The sequence below is a fragment of the Comamonas sp. F1-6 genome (genome assembly GCF_039581415.1).
Taxonomy (GTDB): domain Bacteria; phylum Pseudomonadota; class Gammaproteobacteria; order Burkholderiales; family Burkholderiaceae_C; genus Comamonas; species Comamonas thiooxydans.
This window is the reverse complement of the sequence record NZ_JBCPWN010000008.1, coordinates 53,478-75,424: the sequence shown is the minus strand read 5'-3', so window position 1 is coordinate 75,424 and position 21,947 is coordinate 53,478. Positions and strand designations below refer to the sequence as shown.

The following is a 21,947-nucleotide window of genomic DNA, read 5'->3' as shown; positions in this document are numbered from 1 at the left end:
TGATCTGAAATTCACAGCTCAGGGCTGAAATCTCCAATAGCAGCTATGCGCCGTCGGCTCTGAGAAAACCCGAATGAGCGCCTTGCTGTCTCCAACCGGAAGCGGCTTTGGAAGCAGCCTCAGGCAGCTACACACTGCACCACAACCGACTCGCTTGACCAGTCTCCACCAAGGACTCAATGCACCAATTGGGGCAAAAAATGAGTGCGGCTGCATGGTGCTTCTGGCAGAAGAGATACCTGATTTCAGTGATTGCGGTTGTCACCTTTGATCAGTAATATCGCGAACACATTTTTTGACAATTAAGACTTTTGCATACTTTTTGAGGTTTGGTGCATAGATTCCATCTGGGCCAGTCTTCTTGTCAAACCGTCTTTGCCACCATCCCCTTGCGAATATGAACGCCATTGCTCACTGCCGGTCCGAGACAAATTTTCGTGGCCGTGTCCGGCTCACGGCCTTGTTGGGCTCTGCCATCTGGCTCACTGGCTGTGCCAACCTGAGCAGTCAGGCGCTCTCGACAGAAGAAATTCAGTCGCAGGTCCAGGCCGATCGGCAAAGCCTCGGCAAGGACGTTGCTCCGCTGACTGGTGCGGTGAGTCTTGAAGAGGCCATTGCGAGAGCCATCAAATACAACGCAGCCCAGCGCCTGCGTGGCATGGAAGAGGCAGTGGCCCAGGGCACGGCCAATGTTGCCAAGTTCGACATGCTGCCCAAGCTGGTGGCCTCGGCCGGCTACCGTTACCGCGACATGGACCTGATCAGCCGCAGCACGGACTCGGTCACGGGCGCGCCTTCCCTGGCTCATCCCTATATCTCGTCGGATCGTGAGTCGACCTTGGCTTCGCTGAGCTTCTCATGGAGCCTGCTGGACTTCGGTCAAAGCTATTACGCCGCTCGTCAGCATGCGGATCGCGCCCAAATTGCGGCTGAGCGTCGCCGCAAGGCCATACACACGCTGATCCAGGATGTACGTATCGCTTACTGGCGTGTGGCTGCTTCCCAGGCCCTGGAGTCTTCGCTGCATACCGCAGGCCGGGATGCAGACAAGGCCCTGGAAGACTCGCGCAAGGTCGAGGCGGAAAAACTGCGCTCCCCCATGGAGCCGCTGCGCTATCAGCGCCAGTTGCTGGAGAACATCCGACTGCTGGAGGCCATTCAGCAGGAGCTGTCTTCCTCGCGCATCGAGCTGGCATCCTTGATGGGGGTCTCGCCCGCAGAGCTGAACCAGCCGCTGCGCGTGATCGAGCCTGCGGCCTCGAATGCCCAGCGCTGGCTGGAGCAGCCGGTGGACAAGCTGGAGGACCGGGCCCTGCTGCTGAACCCGGATCTGCGCGAGAGCCTCTACAACGCCCGTATCGCCAACGAAGAGACCAAGCGCGTCATGCTGCGCATGTTCCCCGGCCTTTCCTTCAACTACGGCATCAACAAGAGCAGCGACAGCTATCTGATCAACGACCGCTGGCAGGATGCGGGCCTGCAGCTCTCTTTCAATCTGCTGGGGCTGCTGTCACTGCCTGCACAGCGTCAGCTGGCCGATGCTGGTGTCCAACTGGCCGATCAGCGTCGTCTGGCTACCCAGATGGCGGTATTGACACAGCTGCATGTAGCGCGTTTGCAATTTGCGAACGCCGTGCGCCAGTATGAAAGAGCACGGACCATTGCCTCGGTGGACCAGCGCCTGTCCGAGCATGTGAACAATCAGGTGCAGGCCGACAAGCTCAATGCGCTTGAGCGCGTCTCCCAGCAGACCACGACCATTCTTTCCGTGCTGCGCCGGTATCAGGCCCAATCCAATATGCAGGCCGCCAGCTCCCGCCTGCAAGCCACCTTGGGCATGGAGCCCGTGATCGAAGGCTCGGACAGCATGCCCTTGCCCGAACTCACGCAGGCTGTTGGCAAATCGCTGCAAAGCTGGGACGCGGGCCAATTCCAATGAAGTTTTGCATGTCTCCCTTGATTCTGGGTCTGGCGTTGTGCCTGTCGCTCACCGCCCACGCCCAGCACGGCTCGGCAGTCCAGAGCCTTCCCAAGACTCAGGCACCCTTGCCCAGTGTGCTGGACCAGCGTGAGATCCGTGCCCAGCTTTCACCGCGCCGCTACACCACTCTGGCAGCAGAGATCGGTGCCAAGGTACAGCGTCTGCCCGTGGTGGAGGGGGGCGCATTTCGTCAGGGACAGTTGCTGGTGCAGTTTGACTGCAGCCTGCCGCAAGCCCAGTTGAACAAGGCACAGGCAGGGGTGGATGCCACCGAGAAGACCTGGAAGGCCAACCAGCGCCTGGCCGAGCTGAACTCTGTCGGCAAGGTGGAGCTGGATGTCTCTCAGGCCGAATGGAACAAGGCCAGGGCCGAGGTCGCCGCCAACCGCAGCTTGCTGAGCAAATGCCAGATCACCGCGCCCTATGCGGGTCGCGTGGCCGAGCAGAAGATCCGCGAGCAGCAATATGCGCAGCCGGGCCAGGCGCTGCTGGACATTCTGGACGACTCCGCGCTGGAGCTGGAGTTTCTGGTGCCTTCGCGCTGGCTCAGCTGGCTGCATTCGGGCTCGGAATTCCAGGTGCGCATTGACGAGACCGGCAAAACCTATCCCGCCAAGGTGCAGCGCCTGGCTGCGCGCGTGGACCCGGTGAGCCAGTCGGTGAAAGTCAATGCGGCCATTCACGGAAAGTTTACCGAGCTGATCGCCGGAATGAGCGGGCAGGTGCTGCTGGCACCACCCCAGACTGGCAAGCCCTAGACATTCAAATACAAGAGCATATTGCGCATGCCATTCAAAGGTTTCAGATTACTTTAATGCTGAAGTCTATATATGAAAGGCGCCAAAAGCTCATATTTTTATAGTCCGATAGCAAGAGACCGACAGCTCCCGGGAAGAGGGCAAGCCGGCGGCCTGAACCTGCAAGGCAGGCAAGCGCCATGCCACCTTCATACAGGAAGGACACTTTGATGACCCGCAAATCTCGCTCATTCTGGAGCCGTCTGACACAGGCCATGACGGCGCAGGCAGTGAAGACCGATGCCGCCCAGCGCCTGCAGCCGGCCTCTGCCGTGCGCCCGCTGGCACTGGAGCAGCGCTTTATGTTTGACGGCGCTGCGGCGGTGGATGTGGCGCATGCGGCTACAGATGCTGCGGCGACTGCGGCCGCAGAGCATATGGTGGACACGGCAACTGCGCTGCGACATGCGCTGACCGCGGAAGCGCACAGAGCGACCGAGGCTTCGCCGGCGACTACACAGCGCCAGGAAGTGGTCTTCGTTGACAGCAATATCAAGGATTACGAGCAGCTCATCAGCGGCCTGAAACCAGGCACTGAAGTCGTCGTGCTGGATGCGAACAAGGATGGGCTGCAGCAGATTGCCGATTACCTGGACGGCCGCAGTGGCATCGATGCCATCCATATCATCAGCCATGGCTCGGAAGGGCAGGTGCTGCTCGGCACGTCGGTGCTGGACACGGGCAGCGTCCAGCAGCGTGCGGACGATCTGGCCGCCATCGGTGATTCGCTGAAGGCGGACGGCGATATCTTGATCTACGGCTGCGATGTGGCCAAGGGTTCCGGCCAGACCCTGATCCAGCAGATCGCCAGCCTCACGGCAGCCGATGTGGCGGCTTCCAGTGATGCGACCGGCGCCCTGAGCAAGGGTGGGGACTGGTCGCTTGAGGCGCAGGTGGGAAGCCTGGAGACCGCTTCGCTCTGGCAGGACGCGGCGCCCGGCTATGACGGCCTGCTGGCCACGGTTTCACTCAATTCGACCTGGCTGGCCAATAATGCTGACGAGTGGAGCTACTCGGATAACCAGGTCGCTGGAAATCTCGCGGCCACTGCCACTAGCATCTATCTCAATGTGGACTCGAATGCCTTCAACACGCCTCCCGTCGAGTTCACCATCAGCAGCAGCGGCGGCCCGTTCAATCTGGATAGCATCTCCGTCCAGGCACTCGACGCCAGCGATTATCAGTTCGAGATCTATCCCACTGGCAACGAGGCCGCCAAGGTCACCAGCGTCCTGATCGCGAATCAGACCGGTCAGACCATCGTCATCCCTGCCAACCTGCTGAACATCACGTCCTTTACGATCCGTTTCCTCGATGTAATTCTGGGGCCGGATGTAAATGAGGGGAGTCCAGCCAACATGGACTTCCTCAGCTTCACGACTTCTCCCGCCAATACCGCGCCGACCCTCGGCAACGTCAATGGCGACAGTGTCGCCTGGGCTGGCGTTGGCAGTAGCGTGACGCTGGACGCCGGCGGCAACGCCACGCTGGCGGATGCTGAATTCGGCGCACTTAACGGAGGCAATGGCAACTGGGCCGGCGCGAGCCTGACCCTGCAACGTCCCAGCGGCGCGGTTCCCGGCGATGACTTCGGCTTCAATACCTCGGGTGCGCTGTTCACTGTCAGCGGTAACAACCTGCAGTTCAATGGCAACACATTCGCCACCTACACCAACACTGGCGGTGTACTGACCGTCACCTTCAACAGCAGCAGCGCAATAGCCACCACCGCACTGGTCAATGACGTGGCACATCGAATCACCTACCGCAGCGACACCCCGGCCGGCGATGCTACGGTGCGTTTCACCCTGAGCGACGGCACCTCCAGTGCCACGGCTGATACCACGGTCACCAGCGACACCATCTACATCACCAACCTCATCGACACCGCCACGATCAACGCGGCTAACGGGGTGAGCATCAGCGAGGCAGTGGCGATTGCCGCTCAAGACGCCACGGGTAGCCAGACGCTTGTTTTCGGCACCAATTTTTTCAGCAATACCGTATCGCTGGCCGGAAACCTGGCCATCAACGAAAGCCTGACCCTCAACACCGATTCGGCCTCGGGGCTGGTCATCAATGGCAGCACCATTACCTTGGGTGGCGGCACTACGCTGAGCTTTGTGAATGGGAGCGGCGACACGGCAACCGTCAACAGCACCATCGCAGGGACCGGCGCGCTGGCCAAGTCCGGCGCTGGCACCCTGACACTCGGCTCCACCAGCAATAATGCCGGTTGGTCCGGGGCCGTGTCGGTCACGGGCGGAACGCTCACTACCGACACCGGCTCGCGCCTGTCGAGCGGTAGCCTGACCCTGGACGGCGGCACCCTGGCCATGACCGTGACGGGGGTGGGAGCGTCCACCACCTTCACCAACGCCATTACCTTGGGTACGGGCGGCGGCACCATCAGCGTTGCCGGTGGCAGCGGTGCCAACACCGCCAATTTCTCTGGCGTGATTTCCGGCGGCGGCAGCCTGACCAAGACGTCTCCGTCGATCCTGCAGCTCAGCGGCAACAACACCTACACCGGTGCCACTAACGTCACGGGCGGCACACTGCTCGTCAGCCATGCCAATGCACTGGGTACCACTGCGGGCGGGACTACTGTCAGCAATGGCGCAACGGTGCGTATCGACGGTGCCCTGAGCGTCGCCGAGAGCTTCGTGGTAAGTGGCAGCGGCACGACGGTGTCCTCCGTCAATTACGGTGCCATTCACCTCGTTTCCGGCTCCTCCACCTTGAGTGGCAACGTCACCCTCGCTGGCGGTACCGATATCAGTGCTGCCTCTGGCAGCACCCTGACCCTCTCCGGCGCCCTGAGCGGGCCGTTCAGTCTGAACAAGACCGACAGCGGCACGCTGACGTTATCCAATACCGGCAACGAGGCAGGCCATACAGGCGGCACCACCATCACCGGCGGCACGCTATCGATCGCCAACGACGACCACTTGGGGTCCGGTCAGGTCACGTTGAGCGGCGGCACTCTGGCCGTCACCGGCTCCACTACCATCGATAACGCAATCGCCGTTGCTGCGGCATCGACCATCAACAACAGCGCCAATGCCGCCCTGAGCGGCGTTCTCAGCGGCAGCGGCACCCTGACCAAATCCGGTGCCTCCACCCTGACCCTTAGCGGCAGTAATACCCACAGCGGTGCCGTCAGCTTGTCCGCCGGCGGCCTGAACCTCAGCGGCGGTTCGGCGATCGGCAACAACAGTGCCGTGACGCAATCGGCCGGCACTACGCTGACCCTCTCCAGCGACGAGACCATCGGCTCCCTGGCTGGCACAGGCAGCGTGGTACTCAACGCCGGTCTGACTACCGGAGGCGACAACACCAGTACCACCTACGCCGGTGCTATCTCGGGTCTGTTCGGCCTCACCAAGGCTGGTAGCGGCACGCTGACGCTGACCGGCAACAACAGTTACACCGGCGCCACCAACGTGCCGGCGGGCGGGCTGACGCTCAACCGCGTCGGCGGCGCGCTGGACGACAACACGTCGGTGGCGGTGGCGTCCGGCGCGACCCTGACCCTCACGGCCGACGAGACCATCGACGCCTTGTCCGGTGCCGGTACGGTGGCCCTCGGCACCTCCGCGCTGACGATCGGCATCAACGGCACCAGCAGCACCTTCTCGGGCGCGATCACCGGTTCCGGCACCCTGACGCTGGATGGCGGCGGCACCTTCACGTTGTCCGGCACCAACAGCGGACAGAGTTGGGGGATGCAGGTATTGAGCGGCGGCACCGTTTCGATCGCCGGCGACGCCAATCTGGGCAGCGGAACCCTGCAACTGAACGATGGCACACTGTCGGTCACCAGCGCCGGAACCATCGACAATGCGATCTCGTTGGGCGCGAGCGCCGGCAGCATCTCAGTGGGCTCCGGCCTGGCCGTCAGCCTGAGCAGCGCGATCGGCGGTACTGGCGCCCTGACCAAGACTGGCAGCGGTGCACTGACACTCTCGGGCAGCAACAACTACGCCGGCACGACCACTGTGTCCGCCGGCACCCTGTCCGTAGCTGGCAGCACTGCCAGTGCCACCACAGTGGCCGCCGGGGGCACGCTGGCCGGTACCGGTATCCTGGGCGGCAATGTGACGGTGCAGAGCAGTGGCTTGCTCTCCCCGGGTAATGCCGGCGCGGGCAGTCTGACGATCAACGGCAATCTGCAGATGAACGCGGGCAGCGTCCTGGCTGTCGAGATCAACGGCACCACAGCTGGCACCCAGTACGACCAAGTAGTGGTGAATGGCGCGGTGATCGTTGCCGGCGCCACCCTTTCCGCCACCCATGGCTACACGCCCGGCCTCGGCGACGTCTACACCATCATTTCCAACAATCTCGCGGATGCCGTCACCGGTAGCTTCAGCGGCCTCGCCGAAGGCGGCACCCTGACTGCCGGTGGCAACAGTATCCAGCTGACCGCCAACTACGCCGCTGGCGACGGCAACGACTTCACCCTCACAGCGCCGATCAACAGCATGCCGGTGGTGACTGGTCTTGACGGCGACAGCACGCCCTATACCGCCGGCACCACGGTGGTGCTCGACGCCGGCGGCAACGCTGTAGTCAGCGACGCCGAAGACGACTTGGCGAACTGGAGCGGCGCCAGCCTGGTGGTGCAGCGCTATACCGGCGGAAGCGCCGACCCGAGCGCCAACGACCTGTTCGGTTTCGACCTCAGCAACGCCAACTTCAGTGTCAGTGGCAACGCCTTCAGCGGCGACCTGCAGTTCGCCGGTCTCACCTTCGCGACCTACAACTACGCCGGCGGCGTGCTGACCATCACCTTCACCGGCAGCAGCTTTCCGGCGTCCACCGCGCTGGTGCAGGACGTGGTACGCCATATCAGCTACAACAACGCCACGCCCTACGGCGACGCGAACATCCGTTTCGCGCTCACCGACAGCCTGGGCGGCACAGTCAACAGCGACGTGACGCTCACCTGCAACACCATCTACGTCGACCAGAGCAACGACGACGCCGGCGGCGACGCGGCGGACGGCTTCAGCCTGCGTGAAGCGTTGGCTCGCGGTGCGGCCCAGGGCGGCGCGGACACGATTCGAGTGGTACTGGCTGATAACAGCACCATCACCCTCGGCAGCGGCGTCACCGGAGGCGCGGGCGACACACTCGATCTGGATGGTGCCAATGGACTTACTATCGGTGGCAGCACCATTACCCTGGGTGGTGGTTTCACCATCAGCAACGGTTTTACCGACACCGCCACGATCGCCAGCACGCTGGCCGGCAGCGGCTCACTGACCAAGACAGGCGCCGGCACGCTGACGTTGGCCAGCACCGGCAACGAAGCCGGCTTCTCGGGGGCTATCGCCATTGATGGCGGCACCCTGGCGGTCGGCACCGACGATGCGCTCGGCAGCGGTGAGCTGCAGTTCAACGGCGGCACCTTCGATGTCACCACTGGCGGTGTCACGGTCGACAACAACATGGTCTTCGGTGCCGGTGGTGGCTCGCTCCACGCCGACGTCGACTGGACCGCCTCGGGTGTGTTCTCCGGCGGCGGCACGCTGAGCAAGACCGGTATATTCGGCACCCTGGCGCTGAGCGGTACCAGCCAGCACACGGGCACTACAGTTCTCGGTGAGGGCATCCTGGCCGTCGGCAGCGACAGCAACCTCGGCAGCGGTCTGGTGAGCGTCTATGGCGGCACCTTCTCGGTGACCAGCAACGGCCAGACCATCGACAACGCGTTCGACATCACCAGTCGCTCGGGCGCAATCGAGCTCGGCTTCGGCATCGAAGCCACGCTGTCGGGCCTGATTACCGGCAGCGGCGACTTCTTCAAGAGCGGCAGTGGCACGCTCAACCTGATCAACATTGGCAACAGCGCCAGCAACTGGACCTTCGGCCAGATCAACGGCACGACGGTGGTCACCTCGGCCGACCAGATCGGCGGCGGTATCCTCAAGCTCGCCGGCGGTACGCTGGCGGTCAATTCCAACAGCACCTTCACCCTCAACCGCACGACTCAGGTGCTCAGCACGGTCACTCTCGACGCCACTGGCAGCGGCACTGGCGTGGTGATCAGCCTTGGCGGCCTGACGAGCGGCAGTGGGGCGTTCAACCTCAACGCTGGCGATAGTCAGATCTACCTGAGCAACGCCAGCGGCCTGAGCGGCAATCTCACCCTGTCCTCAAGCGGCGGTACCGGCCTGGTGGCCGCGATCGGCAACAGCACCCTGGGCAGCGGCACGATCAACCTGACCGCTGGTGCCACGCTCGGCGTGGCCGGCAGCGGCCGTACCTTCAGCAACGACATCGTGCTGCTCGGCGACGCCACGCTGCGCACCGGTTCCCCGGCTACGGGCGATGACGACATCACCTTCAGCGGCGTCATCAGCGAAAGCGGCGGCGCGCGCAACCTGACGGTGAATGCCTACTCGGTCGGCGGCAACCATACCGACGTGGTGCTGGCGGGCAACAACACCTACACCGGCACGACCACGCTGGTCGCTGGCACCTTGAGCGTGGCGTCCGACGCCAACCTCGGTGGCGGCGACCTGGTCCTTGCCGGCGGTACGCTGGCCGTTGGCGGCGCTACCACTATCGACAACAACGTGATTATGTCGGGTGGGGCGACTATCCAGGCTGATGCGGCGACCACCCTGTCCGGTGTGGTTTCCGGTGGCGGCACACTGACCAAGAGCGGCAGCGCGACCCTGACGCTGACCGGTGCCGAGACCCACACCGGCGCGACCACCGTCTCCGCCGGCACCCTGGCGGTCAACGGCAGCACGGCCAGCGCCACCACCGTGTCCAACGGCGGCACCCTGGCCGGTACTGGTGCCCTGGGCGCAGTGACGGTGCTGAGCGGCGGTACGCTTGCCCCGGGCGGTAACGCGGCGGGCATCCTCACCATCAATGGCCCCCTCTCCATGGCCGCCGGGAGCACCCTGGCGCTGCAGATCAATGGCCTGACCGCGGGCTCCGGCTACGACCAGGTCGTGGTGAACGGTACGGTGGACATGAGCGCCGCCAACCTGGCCGTCACCCACGGCTATGCGTCGGCGGAAGGCGACGCCTACACCATCATCAGCAATGACCTCGCCGATGGCGTGACCGGCACCTTCAGCGGTCTTGCCGAGGGCGGCATCATGGCCGCCACTGGCAACGGCACCGCGCTGACCACCAGCTACATCGGCGGCAACGGCAACGACGTCACCCTCACGGCACCCATCTTCCCGCGGGTGACCGGTGTGACCTCCAGCAACGGCAATGGCCAGTACGGCATCGGCGACGTCATCACCATCACGGTGACCTTCGACGCCAATGTCAGCGTCACTGGTACCCCCCAGCTGCTGCTGGAGACCGGTGCCACCGACCGGCCCCTCAACTACGTTTCCGGTTCGGGCAGCAATACCCTGACCTTCAGCTACACGGTGCAGGCGGGTGACGTTGCGGCCGATCTCGACTATGCCGCCACCACGGCGCTGACCCTCAACGGCGGCACTATCAAGGGCGCTGCCAGCCAGGATGCCATCCTCACCTTGGCCGCCCCCGGCGCCGCCGGTTCCCTGGGGGCCAACAAGGCCCTGGTGGTCGATGGCGTGCGGCCGTCCGCCAGCATCTCGCTCAGCGACAGCAGCCTGACGGCGGGTGAGACCGCCACGGTGACCATCACCTTCAGCGAGGCGGTGACTGGTTTCAGCCTGGCGGACCTGACGGCCCGCTACGGTACCCTGAGCAACCTGAGCACCAGCGACAACATCCACTGGACCGCGACCCTGACGCCGGACGCCGGCAATACCAGCAACGGCAACTATGTCTCTCTGGACAACAGCCTCTACACAGATGCCTCGGGCAACACAGGCGCCGGCGTGGCCCTGTCCAGCCTCTACGCCGTCGATACCCAACGGCCGACCGCAACGATCGTGGTCAGCAACAACTCGTTGAATATCGGTGGCAGCAGCCTGGTAACCATCACCTTCAGCGAGGCGGTGACCAATTTCGGCCTGGCCGACATGTGGGCGACCAACGGCACCCTGAGCAACTTGAGCACCAGCGACAACATCACCTGGACCGCGACCCTGACCCCGACCAATGGCGTCACCCACAGCGGCAATGTCGTCACCCTGAGCAACTTCGAGGTCAACGACCTGGTGGGCAACGCCGGCACCGGCACCACCAACTCCAACACCTACTCGGTCGACACCCAGCGGCCGACCGCGACCATCGTGTTCGCCAAACCGAACATGGGCATCGGCCAGATGTCGCTGGTGACCATCACCTTCAGCGAAGCGGTGAGCGACTTTACCAATGATGACCTGACGGTGAGCAACGGTACCCTGAGCGCGGTGAGCAGCAGCGACGGCGGCGTCACCTGGACCGCCACCTTCACCCCGACGGCGGGCATCAACAGCGCCAGCAACCACGTCATTCTCGACAACACGGGTGTGCTCGACGGGGCGGGCAACGCCGGTAGCGGCACCACCACGTCCAACAACTATGGCATCGATGGCGTGCGACCCACCGCCACCGTGGCCATCGACAAGAGCTCATTGATCATCGGCCAGACCGCGCAGGTGACCATCACCTTCAGCGAGGCGGTGACCAGTTTCTCCAACAGCGACCTGACGGTGAGCAACGGTACCCTGAGCGCGGTGAGCAGCAGCGACGGTGGTGTCACCTGGACCGCCACCTTCACTCCGGCCGGGAACATCACCAGCGCCAGCAACGTCATCACCCTGGGCAATACTGGCTACACCGACACCGCTGGCAACGCCGGGACTGGCACCAGCGTGTCGAGCAACTACGCGATCGACACCCAGCGCCCGACGGCCGTCATCGTAGTGTCGGACCCGACCCTGCGCGCCGGCGAGACCTCGCAGGTGACCATCACCTTCAGCGAAGCGGTGACTGGCTTTACCCTGGGCGATCTGAATGCCGGCAACGGCACCCTGAGCAACCTGAGCAGCAGCGACGGAGGCATCACCTGGACCGCGACCTTCACCCCGAACGCCAACATCAGCAGTGGGACCAACGTCATCACCCTGGCCAATACCGGGATCTTCGACATCGCCGGCAACAGTGGCGCGGGTACCACCAGTTCGGTCAACTACAGCATCGACACCGTGCGCCCCACCGCGACCATCGTGGTGGCCAATCCGGCGCTGAAGATCGGCGACACCTCCCAGGTGACCATCACCTTCAGCCAGGCGGTGAGCGGTTTTACCAACGCCGACCTGACGGTGGTGGGAGGCACCCTGAGCGCGGTGAGCAGCGCCGACGGCGGTGTCACCTGGACCGTCACCTTCACCCCGGCCGGCAACATCAGCAACGCGGCCAACCTGATCACCCTGGACAACAGTGGTGTCAACGCGGCCTCGTCGGGCAACACCGGCACGGGTCTCACCACCTCCAACAACTACGTGATCGATACCCAGCGGCCGACCGCGACCATCGTGGTGGCCAAAGACCAACTGGGTATTGGCGGCAGTTCGCAGGTGACCATCATCTTCAGCGAGGCGGTGACCGGTTTCAGCCTGGCCGACCTGACGGCCGGCAACGGTACCCTGAGCAACCTGACCACCAGCGACAACATCACCTGGACTGCCACCCTGACGCCGGCGGTGGGCGTGGACGCGGGCAACAACCATGTCAGCCTGGATAACACCGGCGTGACAGACATTGCAGGTAACGCGGGTTCCGGCACCACCGACTCGAATGCCTATGCAGTGGACAGCATCCGGCCTACAGCGACCATCGTGATAAACGATCCAACGTTGTCGGCTGGCGAGAGCACCACCGTGACCATCACTTTCAGCGAGGCGGTGACCGGTCTCGACAACACCGACCTGAGCGTGCCCAACGGCACGCTCGGCACGCTCAGTTCCAGCGATGGCGGGATCACATGGACGGCGACCTACACCCCGAATCTCAACGTTCGCGACACCAGCAACGTCATCGTCCTGAACAACACCGGCTATACCGACCTAGCCGGCAACGCCGGCGTCAGCGTGACCAACTCGGCGAACTTCACCATCGACACGGTGCGCCCGACGGCGACCATCGTGGTGGCCAACCCGGCACTGAATGTCGGCGCCACTTCGCTGGTGACCATCACCTTCAGCGAGGCGGTCAGTGGGTTCACCAATGCCGATCTGGTGGTGAGCAACGGTACCCTGAGCGCCGTAAGCAGCAGCGACGGTGGCGTCACTTGGATCGCGACCTTCACACCGTCGGTAAACATCGCCGACTCCACCAACGTCATCACGCTCAGCAACAGCGGTGTGGAGAGCGCTGCAGGCAACACCGGTGCCGGTACCACTACGTCCAACAACTACTCGATCGATACCCTGCGCCCGACTGCGACTATTACCGTGGCCAATCCCAATCTGGGCGTCGGCCAGGCCACGATGGTGACCATCGCCTTCAGTGAGGTGGTAAGCGGTTTCAGCCTGGCTGACCTCAGCGTCGCCAACGGGGTGCTGTCCAACCTGGCAAGCAGTGACGGCGGTAAGACCTGGACCGCGACCCTGACGCCCACTGCGGCGATTACCGATCCGACCAACCTGATCGTGTTCGATACCGCGCTGGTTTCCGACAATGCGGGCAATGCCGGGGTCGGTATCGCGATTTCCAACAACTACGCCGTCGACACCCTGCGACCGACGGCCACCATCGTCGTAGCGGATGCAGCGCTGCAAGCCGGAGAGACCACCACGGTCACCATCACCTTCAGTGAAGCGGTGAACGACTTTACCAATACCGACCTGAGCGTCAGCGGCGGCACCTTGAGCCCGGTCACGAGCAGCGACGGCGGTATCACCTGGACTGCCACCTTCACGCCCACGGCCAACCTGGAGAGCACGGTCAACCGGATCACGCTGAGCAACGCTGGAGTGACAGACAAGGCGGGCAATGCGGGAGTGGGCACCACCGACTCGAACAACTACGCCGTCGACACCCTGCGACCGACGGCCACCATCGTCGTAGCGGATGCAGCACTGCAAGCGGGAGAGAGCACCTTGGTCACTATCACCTTCAGCGAAGCGGTGACGGGGCTGGATGTTGGTGACTTCACAGTTGCCAATGGCAGTCTGAGCAATCTGATGTCCAGCGACGGCGGCTTGACCTGGACGGCGACGCTGACGCCGACTGCCGGCATCACCGACGCCACGAATATGATCGGCCTGAACAACGCCAGCTACACCGATCTGGTGGGTAACACGGGAAGCGGCACAACCGACTCGAACAACTTTGCCATCGACACCCTGCGACCTACGGCCACCATCGTCATAGCGGATGCAGCACTGCAAGCCGGAGAGAGCACCCTGGTCACCATCACCTTCAGCGAAGCGGTGAACGGCTTCACCAATGCCGACCTGACGGTGGCCAACGGCACGCTGAGCAACGTCAGCAGCAGCGATGGCGGCGTCACCTGGACTGCGACCTTCACACCCGCGGCCAACCTGGAGAGCACGGTCAACCGGATCACACTGAACAACACCGGAGTGACAGACAAGGCGGGTAATGCGGGAGTGGGAACCAGCGACTCGAACAACTACGCCATCGACACCCTGCGACCGACGGCCACCATCGTCGTAGCGGATGCAGCACTGCAAGCCGGAGAGAGCACCCTGGTCACCATCACCTTCAGCGAAGCGGTGAACGGCTTCACCAATGCCGACCTGACGGTGGCCAACGGCACGCTGAGCAACGTCAGCAGCAGCGATGGCGGCGTCACCTGGACTGCGACCTTCACGCCCACGGCCAACCTGGAGAGCACGGTCAACCTGATCACGCTGCACAATGCAGGAGTGACAGACAAGGCAGGCAATGCCGGAGTGGGCAGCACGGTGTCCAACGGCTATGCCATCGACACCCTGCGCCCGACTGCCACCATCACGGTCGCGGATACCGCCCTGGCAGTCGGCGAGACCAGCACCGTCACCATCACCTTCAGCGAAGCGGTGAACGGCTTCACCAATGCCGACCTGACGGTGGCTAACGGCACGCTGAGCAACGTCAGCAGCAGTGACGGCGGTATCACCTGGACGGCGACCTTCACGCCGACCGCCAACACCAGTGACGCCAGCAACCTGATCACCCTGGACAATTCCGGGGTGACTGACGCTGCCGGCAATGCTGGCAGCGGCACCACCGATTCGAACAACTACGCCATCGATACGCTGCGCCCGACCGCGACCATCGTGGTGGCCGACAACAACCTCCGGATCGGTGAAACCTCGCTGGTGACTATCACCTTTAGTGAAGCGGTCACCGGCTTCACCAACGCCGACCTGACGGTGGCCAACGGCACGCTGAGCAACGTCAGCAGCAGCGACGGCGGTATCACCTGGACGGCGACGTTCACGCCGACCAGCAACATCACTGACGCCAGCAACCTGATCACCCTGGACAATTCCGGGGTGACTGACGCTGCCGGCAATGCCGGCAGCGGCACCGCCGATTCGAACAACTACGCCATCGACACCCAGCGCCCGACAGCCAACATTGTGGTGAACGACGCGGCGCTGGCGGTGGGCGAGAGTTCCACGGTCATCATTACCTTCAGCGAAGCGGTGACGGGGCTGGATATTGGTGACTTCACTGTGGCGAACGGCAGTCTGAGCAACCTCAGCAGCAGCGACGGCGTCACCTGGACGGCGACCCTGAAGCCGACAGCCAGCATCACCGATGTCAGCAATGTGATCACGCTGAACAACACCGGCTATATGGATGCGGCAGGCAACAGCGGCATCGGCACCACAATATCCAACTCTTATGCCATCGATACCCTTGATCCGGTTGCGCCAGAAATTACTCTGGATCAAGCCACGCTGGTGAATGGGCGGCAAGTCTCGCCAACGGGCTTGGTCTTCATTTCTGGTCTGGAAACGGGAGGAAGCTGGCAGTACTCCTTGGACAATGGTGTTTCCTGGCTTGAAGGCCGCGGGAACTCCCTCCAACTACCTGGTCTCGGGGCATTCAGCCTCTGGGTTCAGCAAAGGGACGTGCCGGGCAATGCATCTTCGGTAACTTCACTCAGCGGCGTTGTTGAACCGCTGGTACCTCCTGCCGTGCATGCTCCATTTGCCTTTGCTGTGAGTAATTCCTCTGATGGACTTGGTCTCGCTCCATTTCAACCTTCCGAGGTACCAGAACCGAATGCTGATTTTCTGCATCCTGCGTCGATGATGCTCGGCTCCGTATCTCGAGACACAGGGATGCCTCGTCAAGATAGCTGGTCTGAATATGGCCTTCCGCAGCCAATTGCAGGCGTCAATGACTGGATGTGGGCGTCGCTTTTCGCACCAGCAGAACCCAATCGCTCTGGATTTGATCCGGCACCTGAGCAGTTCTCGGTCGCGAGTGGAGGCAGCACTCTGGATCTGAAGCCCGTCCTCCTGGCGTCGGAGAGCCCGTGGGATATCGAGTCGCTCCAGTTCAGCTTCTCCGGTAAGCAGGAGCTTCCCGGATGGGTGCGCCTGGATCGTCATAGCGGTCAGCTAACCATCAACGCACCCAAGGACCTCAGCACAACGCTTGTTCTGCAGATCAAGGTCAGCGATGGAAAGGGGCACGAGTCGGTGCGGACTGTCAAAGTGGTCATCGGCGATGCAAGGGCGACGTCCAGCGCACCCGCAGGGCGGGCTGGGCTGAGTGAGAAGATGGCAAATGCAGCGAATCAGCAGGTGGGGAAAAGGATGTCCATGTATGTCCATGGCTAAAGGATTGATGGGTGCAGCCCATGAGGCGGTTGTGCGATGAATGCAGCCGTTTCTCCTCAGAACGCAAACCCGGCAATGCTGCTGCTCGAGCTTGGGCATCGAGCCAGGGCTGCACGCAGCAGCGCCGAACTGCACTTTTTGCTGGTCAACGACAGCCGTTTGCTCGTGCCTTACCGTCAAGCATGCTTGTGGCTGGACAAGGAGGGTGTGACGGCGCTGTCCGGCGTGGTCGAGACCGACAGGAACACTCCTTATGCGCAGTGGCTGCACGGGGTTGGTCAGTTTCTCCAGGCGCAGCCATCCGTTCAGGTGCGGCGCATTGAACCGGCCCAGCTTCCTCCCGAGCTGGCCAGTTCCTGGCACGAATGGCTGGGCGCCTATGCGATATGGGTGCCTCTTGTGCAGGATGCCCAGACACCTGTTTGTTGCGGCGGGCTGTTGCTTTCAGGGGCGCAGCCTATTGAAGAGCAGCGTTTTCCGCTGCTCGCCGAATGGTGTCATATCTGGTTCCATGCGTACTCTGCATTGCAGGCAAGCCAATCCAGGTTCTGGCGAAAGCCTGCGGTATCAATAACTGCGGCCAGGAGCTGGTGGCAGAGAAAGCCTGTCTGGATCATTGGCGGGCTTGTTGCGATTGGTGCTGTCCCTGTGCATATGAGCGTTCTTGCTCCGGGTGAACTGGTAGCGGCCCAGCCTGTGGTGTTGAGAGCACCCTTGGATGGCGTCATCGATCAGATCCATGTCCAGCCCAATCAAATGGTACGTAAAGGCGAGCGCTTGTTTGGACTGGATGAGGCGCAGATCAGCAGCCGATTGGAAGTTGCCCGGCAAGCTCTGCTGACCGCTGAAGCCGAATATCGACAATCTGCCCAACTGGCCTTGGGCGACGTTCGCTCCAAGGCACAGCTTGCAGCGCTAGTCGGGCGCATAGGAGAGAAGCGTGCCGAGGTGCAATATCTGAGTGACCAACGTGATCGCAGCCGGGTACTGGCACCTGAAGATGGCATGGTTTTGTTTGACTCGCCCACCGAATGGCTTGGCAAACCTGTACAGACGGGCGAGCGGGTGATGCGTATTGCCCGGCCTGATGAAGTGGAAATCGAGGCCTGGGTTCCCATCGGCGATGCCATTCCATTGGCCCAGGGCGCCACAGTGAGGCTGTATCTGGCAGCGAATCCCATGGCCGGGCTGGAGGGCAAGCTACGGTATATGGCGTATGACGCCAATGCCAGGCCAGATGGCAGCTACGCCTATCGAGTGCGTGCGTCCATGTCGCTCGCCAAGGAGGAGGCTCGTATAGGCCTCAAAGGTACCGCCAAGCTGCAAGGCGATTGGGTGCCTTTGGCCTACTGGGTTCTGCGCAAGCCCTGGGCCGTCCTGCGCCAGTTCATTGCCTGGTAAGTCGACATGAGTACCGCATGGCCTGCTTTGCGTGAAGAGCTGGATTTGCTTCCCGGTCCTGTGCTGCCCGATGGTCAGCCCAGCTGGACCCTGCATGATCCCGTACGCAACCTTTTCTTTCAGCTGGACTGGGCCAGCTTTGAGGTGTTCAAGCGTTGGCATCTGGGCGTCGCTGACGCGATTGTGCAAGATGTCTGTGCTCAAACGACATTGACGCTCCATGAGGAAGACGTGAATGCGCTCTTGCAGTTTGCGCAGAGAAATGATCTGTTGGAGCCTCCTCCCAATAGCGCCGATGCGATGGCTGAGCGGTGGCAGGGCAGACGCTCAAGCTGGATGCAATGGCTTCTTCATAACTACCTCTTTTTTCGGGTCCCGCTGATCAGGCCTGATCGCTGGCTGACACGATGGGCGCCCTCGCTGGAGTTTCTATTCAGCCGAACCTTTGGCTGGGTCAGCTTGCTGGCTCTGTTTGCTGGGGTCTGGGGCATTTCACGCTCCTGGGGAACGTTCACGGCCACCCTGGTTGATTCGCTGACCTGGCAAGGGCTGCTGGCCTATGGATTGACGCTAGGGTTTGTCAAGGTGCTTCATGAACTGGGGCATGGCTTGATGGCCAAGCGATTTGGATGCCGCGTTCCGACCATGGGTGTTGCCTTTCTGGTGCTTTGGCCGGTGGCGTACACCGATACCAACGAGGTCTGGAAATTGACCCGGCGTGATCAGCGCCTCAAGGTCGCGGGTGCTGGCATCGCAACGGAGCTGATGATTGCCGCATGGGCCTTGCTGGCGTGGGTCTGGTTACCTGAAGGAGCCCCCAAGTCCATGGCCTTTTTGCTGGCCACTACGACATGGGTCAGCACGCTGGCCATCAATGCAAGTCCGTTCATGCGTTTTGATGGATATTTTCTGTTGTCCGACTTTCTGCAGATGCCTAATCTGCACTCACGTGCCTTTGCACTGGCACGCTGGGATCTCAGAGAGAAATTATTCAAGCTCGGTGAACCTCCCCCGGAGTCTTTTGCCGATGCCAAACGTCGCGGACTCATCTTGTTTGCCTGGGCTACCTGGATTTATCGATTGGTTCTTTTTTTGGGTATTGCCGCCTTGGTCTATCACTTCTTCATCAAGGCGCTGGGCATCTTGCTGTTTCTGGTGGAGATTGTGTGGTTCATTGCCAAGCCTCTCTGGTCCGAGATTGCAGCATGGTATTTGCGCTGGCCTCAGATCGTCCGTAGTCGAAGAGCACGTTGGAGTGCCATCGGAGCCTTTGCACTTATTGCGCTTTGCTGGCTGCCCCTGCCTGCCCCAATCCGCACCGAGGGTATGTTGCAATCCAGCGAAATCTGGCCTTTGCATGCGCTTGATGCATCGCAGCTGCAGCAGCAAATGTTTGGCGACGCACGCATGGTCAAGGTTGATGCCCCTGTCTTTATGCTGGACTCTCCGGCTCTCAAGGCCGCTCAGGCTCAAAACGATGCGCAGAGGACCCAGTATTCGCAGCAAATAGCGGCAGCAGGTTTCGACTCTGAGCTGCGCAGGGACTGGCAGGTTCTGCAAGAGCGTCAGCTGCAGGCGGCTACTCAACAGCAGGCAGTAGAAACCGAAGCCAGTCGATACCGTCTGAATGCCTCGGGCACTGGAGTTCTGCGCGACGTGGATCCGGATCTTCGACCGGGAGACTGGCTGGTCCGGAATGAATTGCTGGGTAGAGTCGTGGGCGGCGATCGGCTGGAGGTTCTTGTCTATGTGCAGGAAGAAGATATTCAACGCATCAGCATCGGCGACAGCGCAATTTTTATCGCTGACGCTGGTGTGGGTCCGGTACTGGATTTGACGGTGCGCAGCGTTGATCAGGATGCGAGTCGTACCCTCTCGGAGGCTGCGCTGTCTGCGGCAGCTGGAGGCATGATTCAGGTCCGAAGCATGCAAGGCACCCTATACCCGGAGCGTCCGGTCTACAGAGTGGTGCTGGATGTGGTGACACCGCTCGAAACAGACGCTGTTTTGCAACACCGCTGGCGTGGCAAAGTCAGCATTCGCGGCCAATGGGAAGCGGCTGCGGCGCAGTTTGTGAAAACTGCGACGAGTGTTTTTTGGAGGGAGGCAGGTTTTTAGCTTCGATAAATGACTGCAATGGGCGGTGATTCAACCGGTCGATGCATCCGCCCCGCAGCAGTCTGTGGCCGTATTCCTTGGCCGCGTGGAGCTTCACGGAACGAAAGTGGGGGGGCTTACCGCCCCCTGCTGTCGCAGCAAAGAGCGGTGGATGAAGGATAAGGAAGGACGCTGTCAGCATAAGCCTGCACGAGTGCCCAGCGTGTGCACGCGCTTTATCCAGACGGCGCGCTTGGCGGCACTGGACTTGAGCACAGGGCCGAAACTATGCACATGCACGGGCCGGATCCCGCTGAACTCCAGAATGCTCTGTTTCATTTGCCGATGACCTGGTTGGCGCTGTACCCAGCGGTAGTACCAAGGGGGGGAATCCATTGTCACAAGCAGTTCAGCAGTGCGGCCGCCCAGCAGGCGGTCCCACAATGCAGAGTCGGCTCGGTATTTGAAGGCGAAACCTGGCAGGAAGATGCGATCGAGAAAGCCCTTGAGCAGCGCCGGTAGCCCGCCCCACCATATCGGATAGACCCACACCAGGTGTTGCGCCCAGGTAATGTCGAGCTGAGCGCCTTGGAGGTCGGCCTCCAGCGGCTGGCTATGCTCGTATCCGTGGCGCAGGATGGGGTCGAATTGCATTTCACCCAGCTCCAGAAGTCGGACCTCGGCTCCAGCGTGGCGCGCGGCATCGGCATAGGTGCTCGCCAAGGCGGCACATAGACTGTTGGTGGAGGGCTGGCCGAGGATGATGAGGATGCGACGGGACATGGCGATAGAGGCGGGCTGAGTTCGTAAGCCGCCAGCATCACCTTGTCCTTGGGGACAGAGTCAAGCCCTACAACGTCAAATGGAGAGTGGCTCTGGTGAACCGCATGTCTTTGCACCGTTGCATGTGCTCAGCTCCATGGACAATGCCGCCAGGGCGATGTCGGCAGCTTGCAGCCGCGCCAGTTCGTCGGCAATGGCGCGTCGCCGGGTCTGGAGCAGGGTCTGGACGGCGGCAGCGCCGGAGGGAGTGTCGATGCTGCGTAGCGGCTGTAGCGCAGCCAGGCGAAAACCCAGCGACAGCGCCTGGCGGATCCACTGCACGCGCTGCACATCTTCCGGTTCGTAGTGGCGGTAGCTGCCCTGGCGTGCCACGGTGCCGAGCAAGCCGTGCGCCTCATAAAGGCGTAGCGCTTTGGGCGTGCAGCCTGTGAGTGCGGCGAGTTCACCGATACGCATAGGTGACTCCCGTGCGCTTGGCAGTATGTATCTTTCTTGCTGAAAGTGCTGTTGGCTCAGGGGGCATGAATGCCTGGGGTCGTTTGAATGTGTTGTGGGAGTTGTTGACCCATGAATTTCGAGTGGTCGTGACAAAGGGTTCACGGCCATAGGCCTTGTCAGGAGCCATCGTGCGAATTTACGGCAATCCCATGGCGCGATTGCAGCAAATTTCGGCGCGGCCCTGGCACTCGACAATCGTCAGGGTTGTCCAGTGCGTGTCGGAAATCCTCTGCTAACGGCTTTTCTCTAGTAAGCAATGCCTTGCTGCCGCTCCTTTATCTGCTCATATTGACTGCGCTCGCTGCAGCAAGCATTGAGGGCGACTATTGGATGCCTCTTGCTAGGCAGGGCAGGGAGGTTTCAAGCATCCATCGCATACCTTAGCCCTGGGAAGACCTGGAGGGCGCGAGCAGCCTGGGTGCGCAACTGGTAAAATCAATCGATTAACCTGTTTTGGGCCGTGTCAATGCTTGTTGGTGACTCGGGCTTTTAATCCGTTGGTCGCGAGCTTGAATCTCGTGGAACCAGCCAGAATACAGGCGCTACAGCTATAGAAGCGGTAGCGCCTTTTTCGTTTACCAGTTTTTCATCGTGCGTGTGGCTGGCTCGAACAACAGAGTCGAGTCTGCTGATTTGGCCGTTGAAATAAAATTTCTGCTTGGCGCGTAGACGCTGCGCTGCTGGAAA

At 61.8% G+C, this 21,947-nt stretch carries 7 protein-coding genes; 5 read left to right on the top strand and 2 right to left on the bottom strand.

The window, feature by feature from the left end; genetic code table 11:
• Positions 1-397: 397 nt before the first annotated feature.
• The 5 genes from AAIL66_RS10485 (at position 398) to AAIL66_RS10465 (ending at position 20,000) form a co-directional block, all read left to right on the top strand.
• Complete coding sequence (locus AAIL66_RS10485) at positions 398-1,939, top strand: TolC family protein (RefSeq protein ID WP_343496672.1); 1,542 nt, start codon at positions 398-400, stop codon at positions 1,937-1,939.
• A 17-nt stretch (positions 1,940-1,956) separates the two neighbouring features.
• Positions 1,957-2,739 carry an efflux RND transporter periplasmic adaptor subunit gene (locus AAIL66_RS10480; protein WP_034383832.1) on the top strand — a complete coding sequence of 261 codons (783 nt, stop codon included), beginning with the start codon at positions 1,957-1,959 and terminating at the stop codon, positions 2,737-2,739.
• A gap of 209 nt (positions 2,740-2,948) precedes the next feature.
• Positions 2,949-16,481 carry an Ig-like domain-containing protein gene (locus tag AAIL66_RS10475; protein ID WP_343496671.1) on the top strand — a complete coding sequence of 4,511 codons (13,533 nt, stop codon included), beginning with the start codon at positions 2,949-2,951 and terminating at the stop codon, positions 16,479-16,481.
• 36 nt (positions 16,482-16,517) lie between these two features.
• Positions 16,518-17,882, top strand: a complete 1,365-nt coding sequence (locus tag AAIL66_RS10470) for an HlyD family efflux transporter periplasmic adaptor subunit (RefSeq protein ID WP_343496670.1) — start codon at positions 16,518-16,520, stop codon at positions 17,880-17,882.
• A gap of 6 nt (positions 17,883-17,888) precedes the next feature.
• Complete coding sequence (locus tag AAIL66_RS10465; RefSeq protein ID WP_343496669.1) at positions 17,889-20,000, top strand: site-2 protease family protein; 2,112 nt, start codon at positions 17,889-17,891, stop codon at positions 19,998-20,000.
• Between the two features lie 174 nt (positions 20,001-20,174).
• Here AAIL66_RS10465 and AAIL66_RS10460 read toward each other — a convergent pair whose 3' ends face one another.
• Together AAIL66_RS10460 and AAIL66_RS10455 are read right to left on the bottom strand one after the other, a co-directional pair.
• Positions 20,175-20,762 carry an NAD(P)H-dependent oxidoreductase gene (locus AAIL66_RS10460; RefSeq protein WP_059440463.1) on the bottom strand — a complete coding sequence of 196 codons (588 nt, stop codon included), beginning with the start codon at positions 20,760-20,762 and terminating at the stop codon, positions 20,175-20,177.
• A 75-nt stretch (positions 20,763-20,837) separates the two neighbouring features.
• Positions 20,838-21,218, bottom strand: a complete 381-nt coding sequence (locus tag AAIL66_RS10455) for a MerR family transcriptional regulator (protein ID WP_034356949.1) — start codon at positions 21,216-21,218, stop codon at positions 20,838-20,840.
• Positions 21,219-21,947: the final 729 nt, after the last annotated feature.

Excerpts from the sequence above, each read along its gene's own strand:
- AAIL66_RS10485 (WP_343496672.1), top strand. The coding sequence starts at position 398 with ATGAACGCCATTGCTCACTGCCGGTCCGAGACAAATTTTCGTGGCCGT.
- AAIL66_RS10475 (WP_343496671.1), top strand. The coding sequence starts at position 2,949 with ATGACCCGCAAATCTCGCTCATTCTGGAGCCGTCTGACACAGGCCATG.
- AAIL66_RS10470 (WP_343496670.1), top strand. The coding sequence starts at position 16,518 with ATGAATGCAGCCGTTTCTCCTCAGAACGCAAACCCGGCAATGCTGCTG.
- AAIL66_RS10465 (WP_343496669.1), top strand. The coding sequence starts at position 17,889 with ATGAGTACCGCATGGCCTGCTTTGCGTGAAGAGCTGGATTTGCTTCCC.
- AAIL66_RS10460 (WP_059440463.1), bottom strand. The coding sequence starts at position 20,762 with ATGTCCCGTCGCATCCTCATCATCCTCGGCCAGCCCTCCACCAACAGT.
- AAIL66_RS10455 (WP_034356949.1), bottom strand. The coding sequence starts at position 21,218 with ATGCGTATCGGTGAACTCGCCGCACTCACAGGCTGCACGCCCAAAGCG.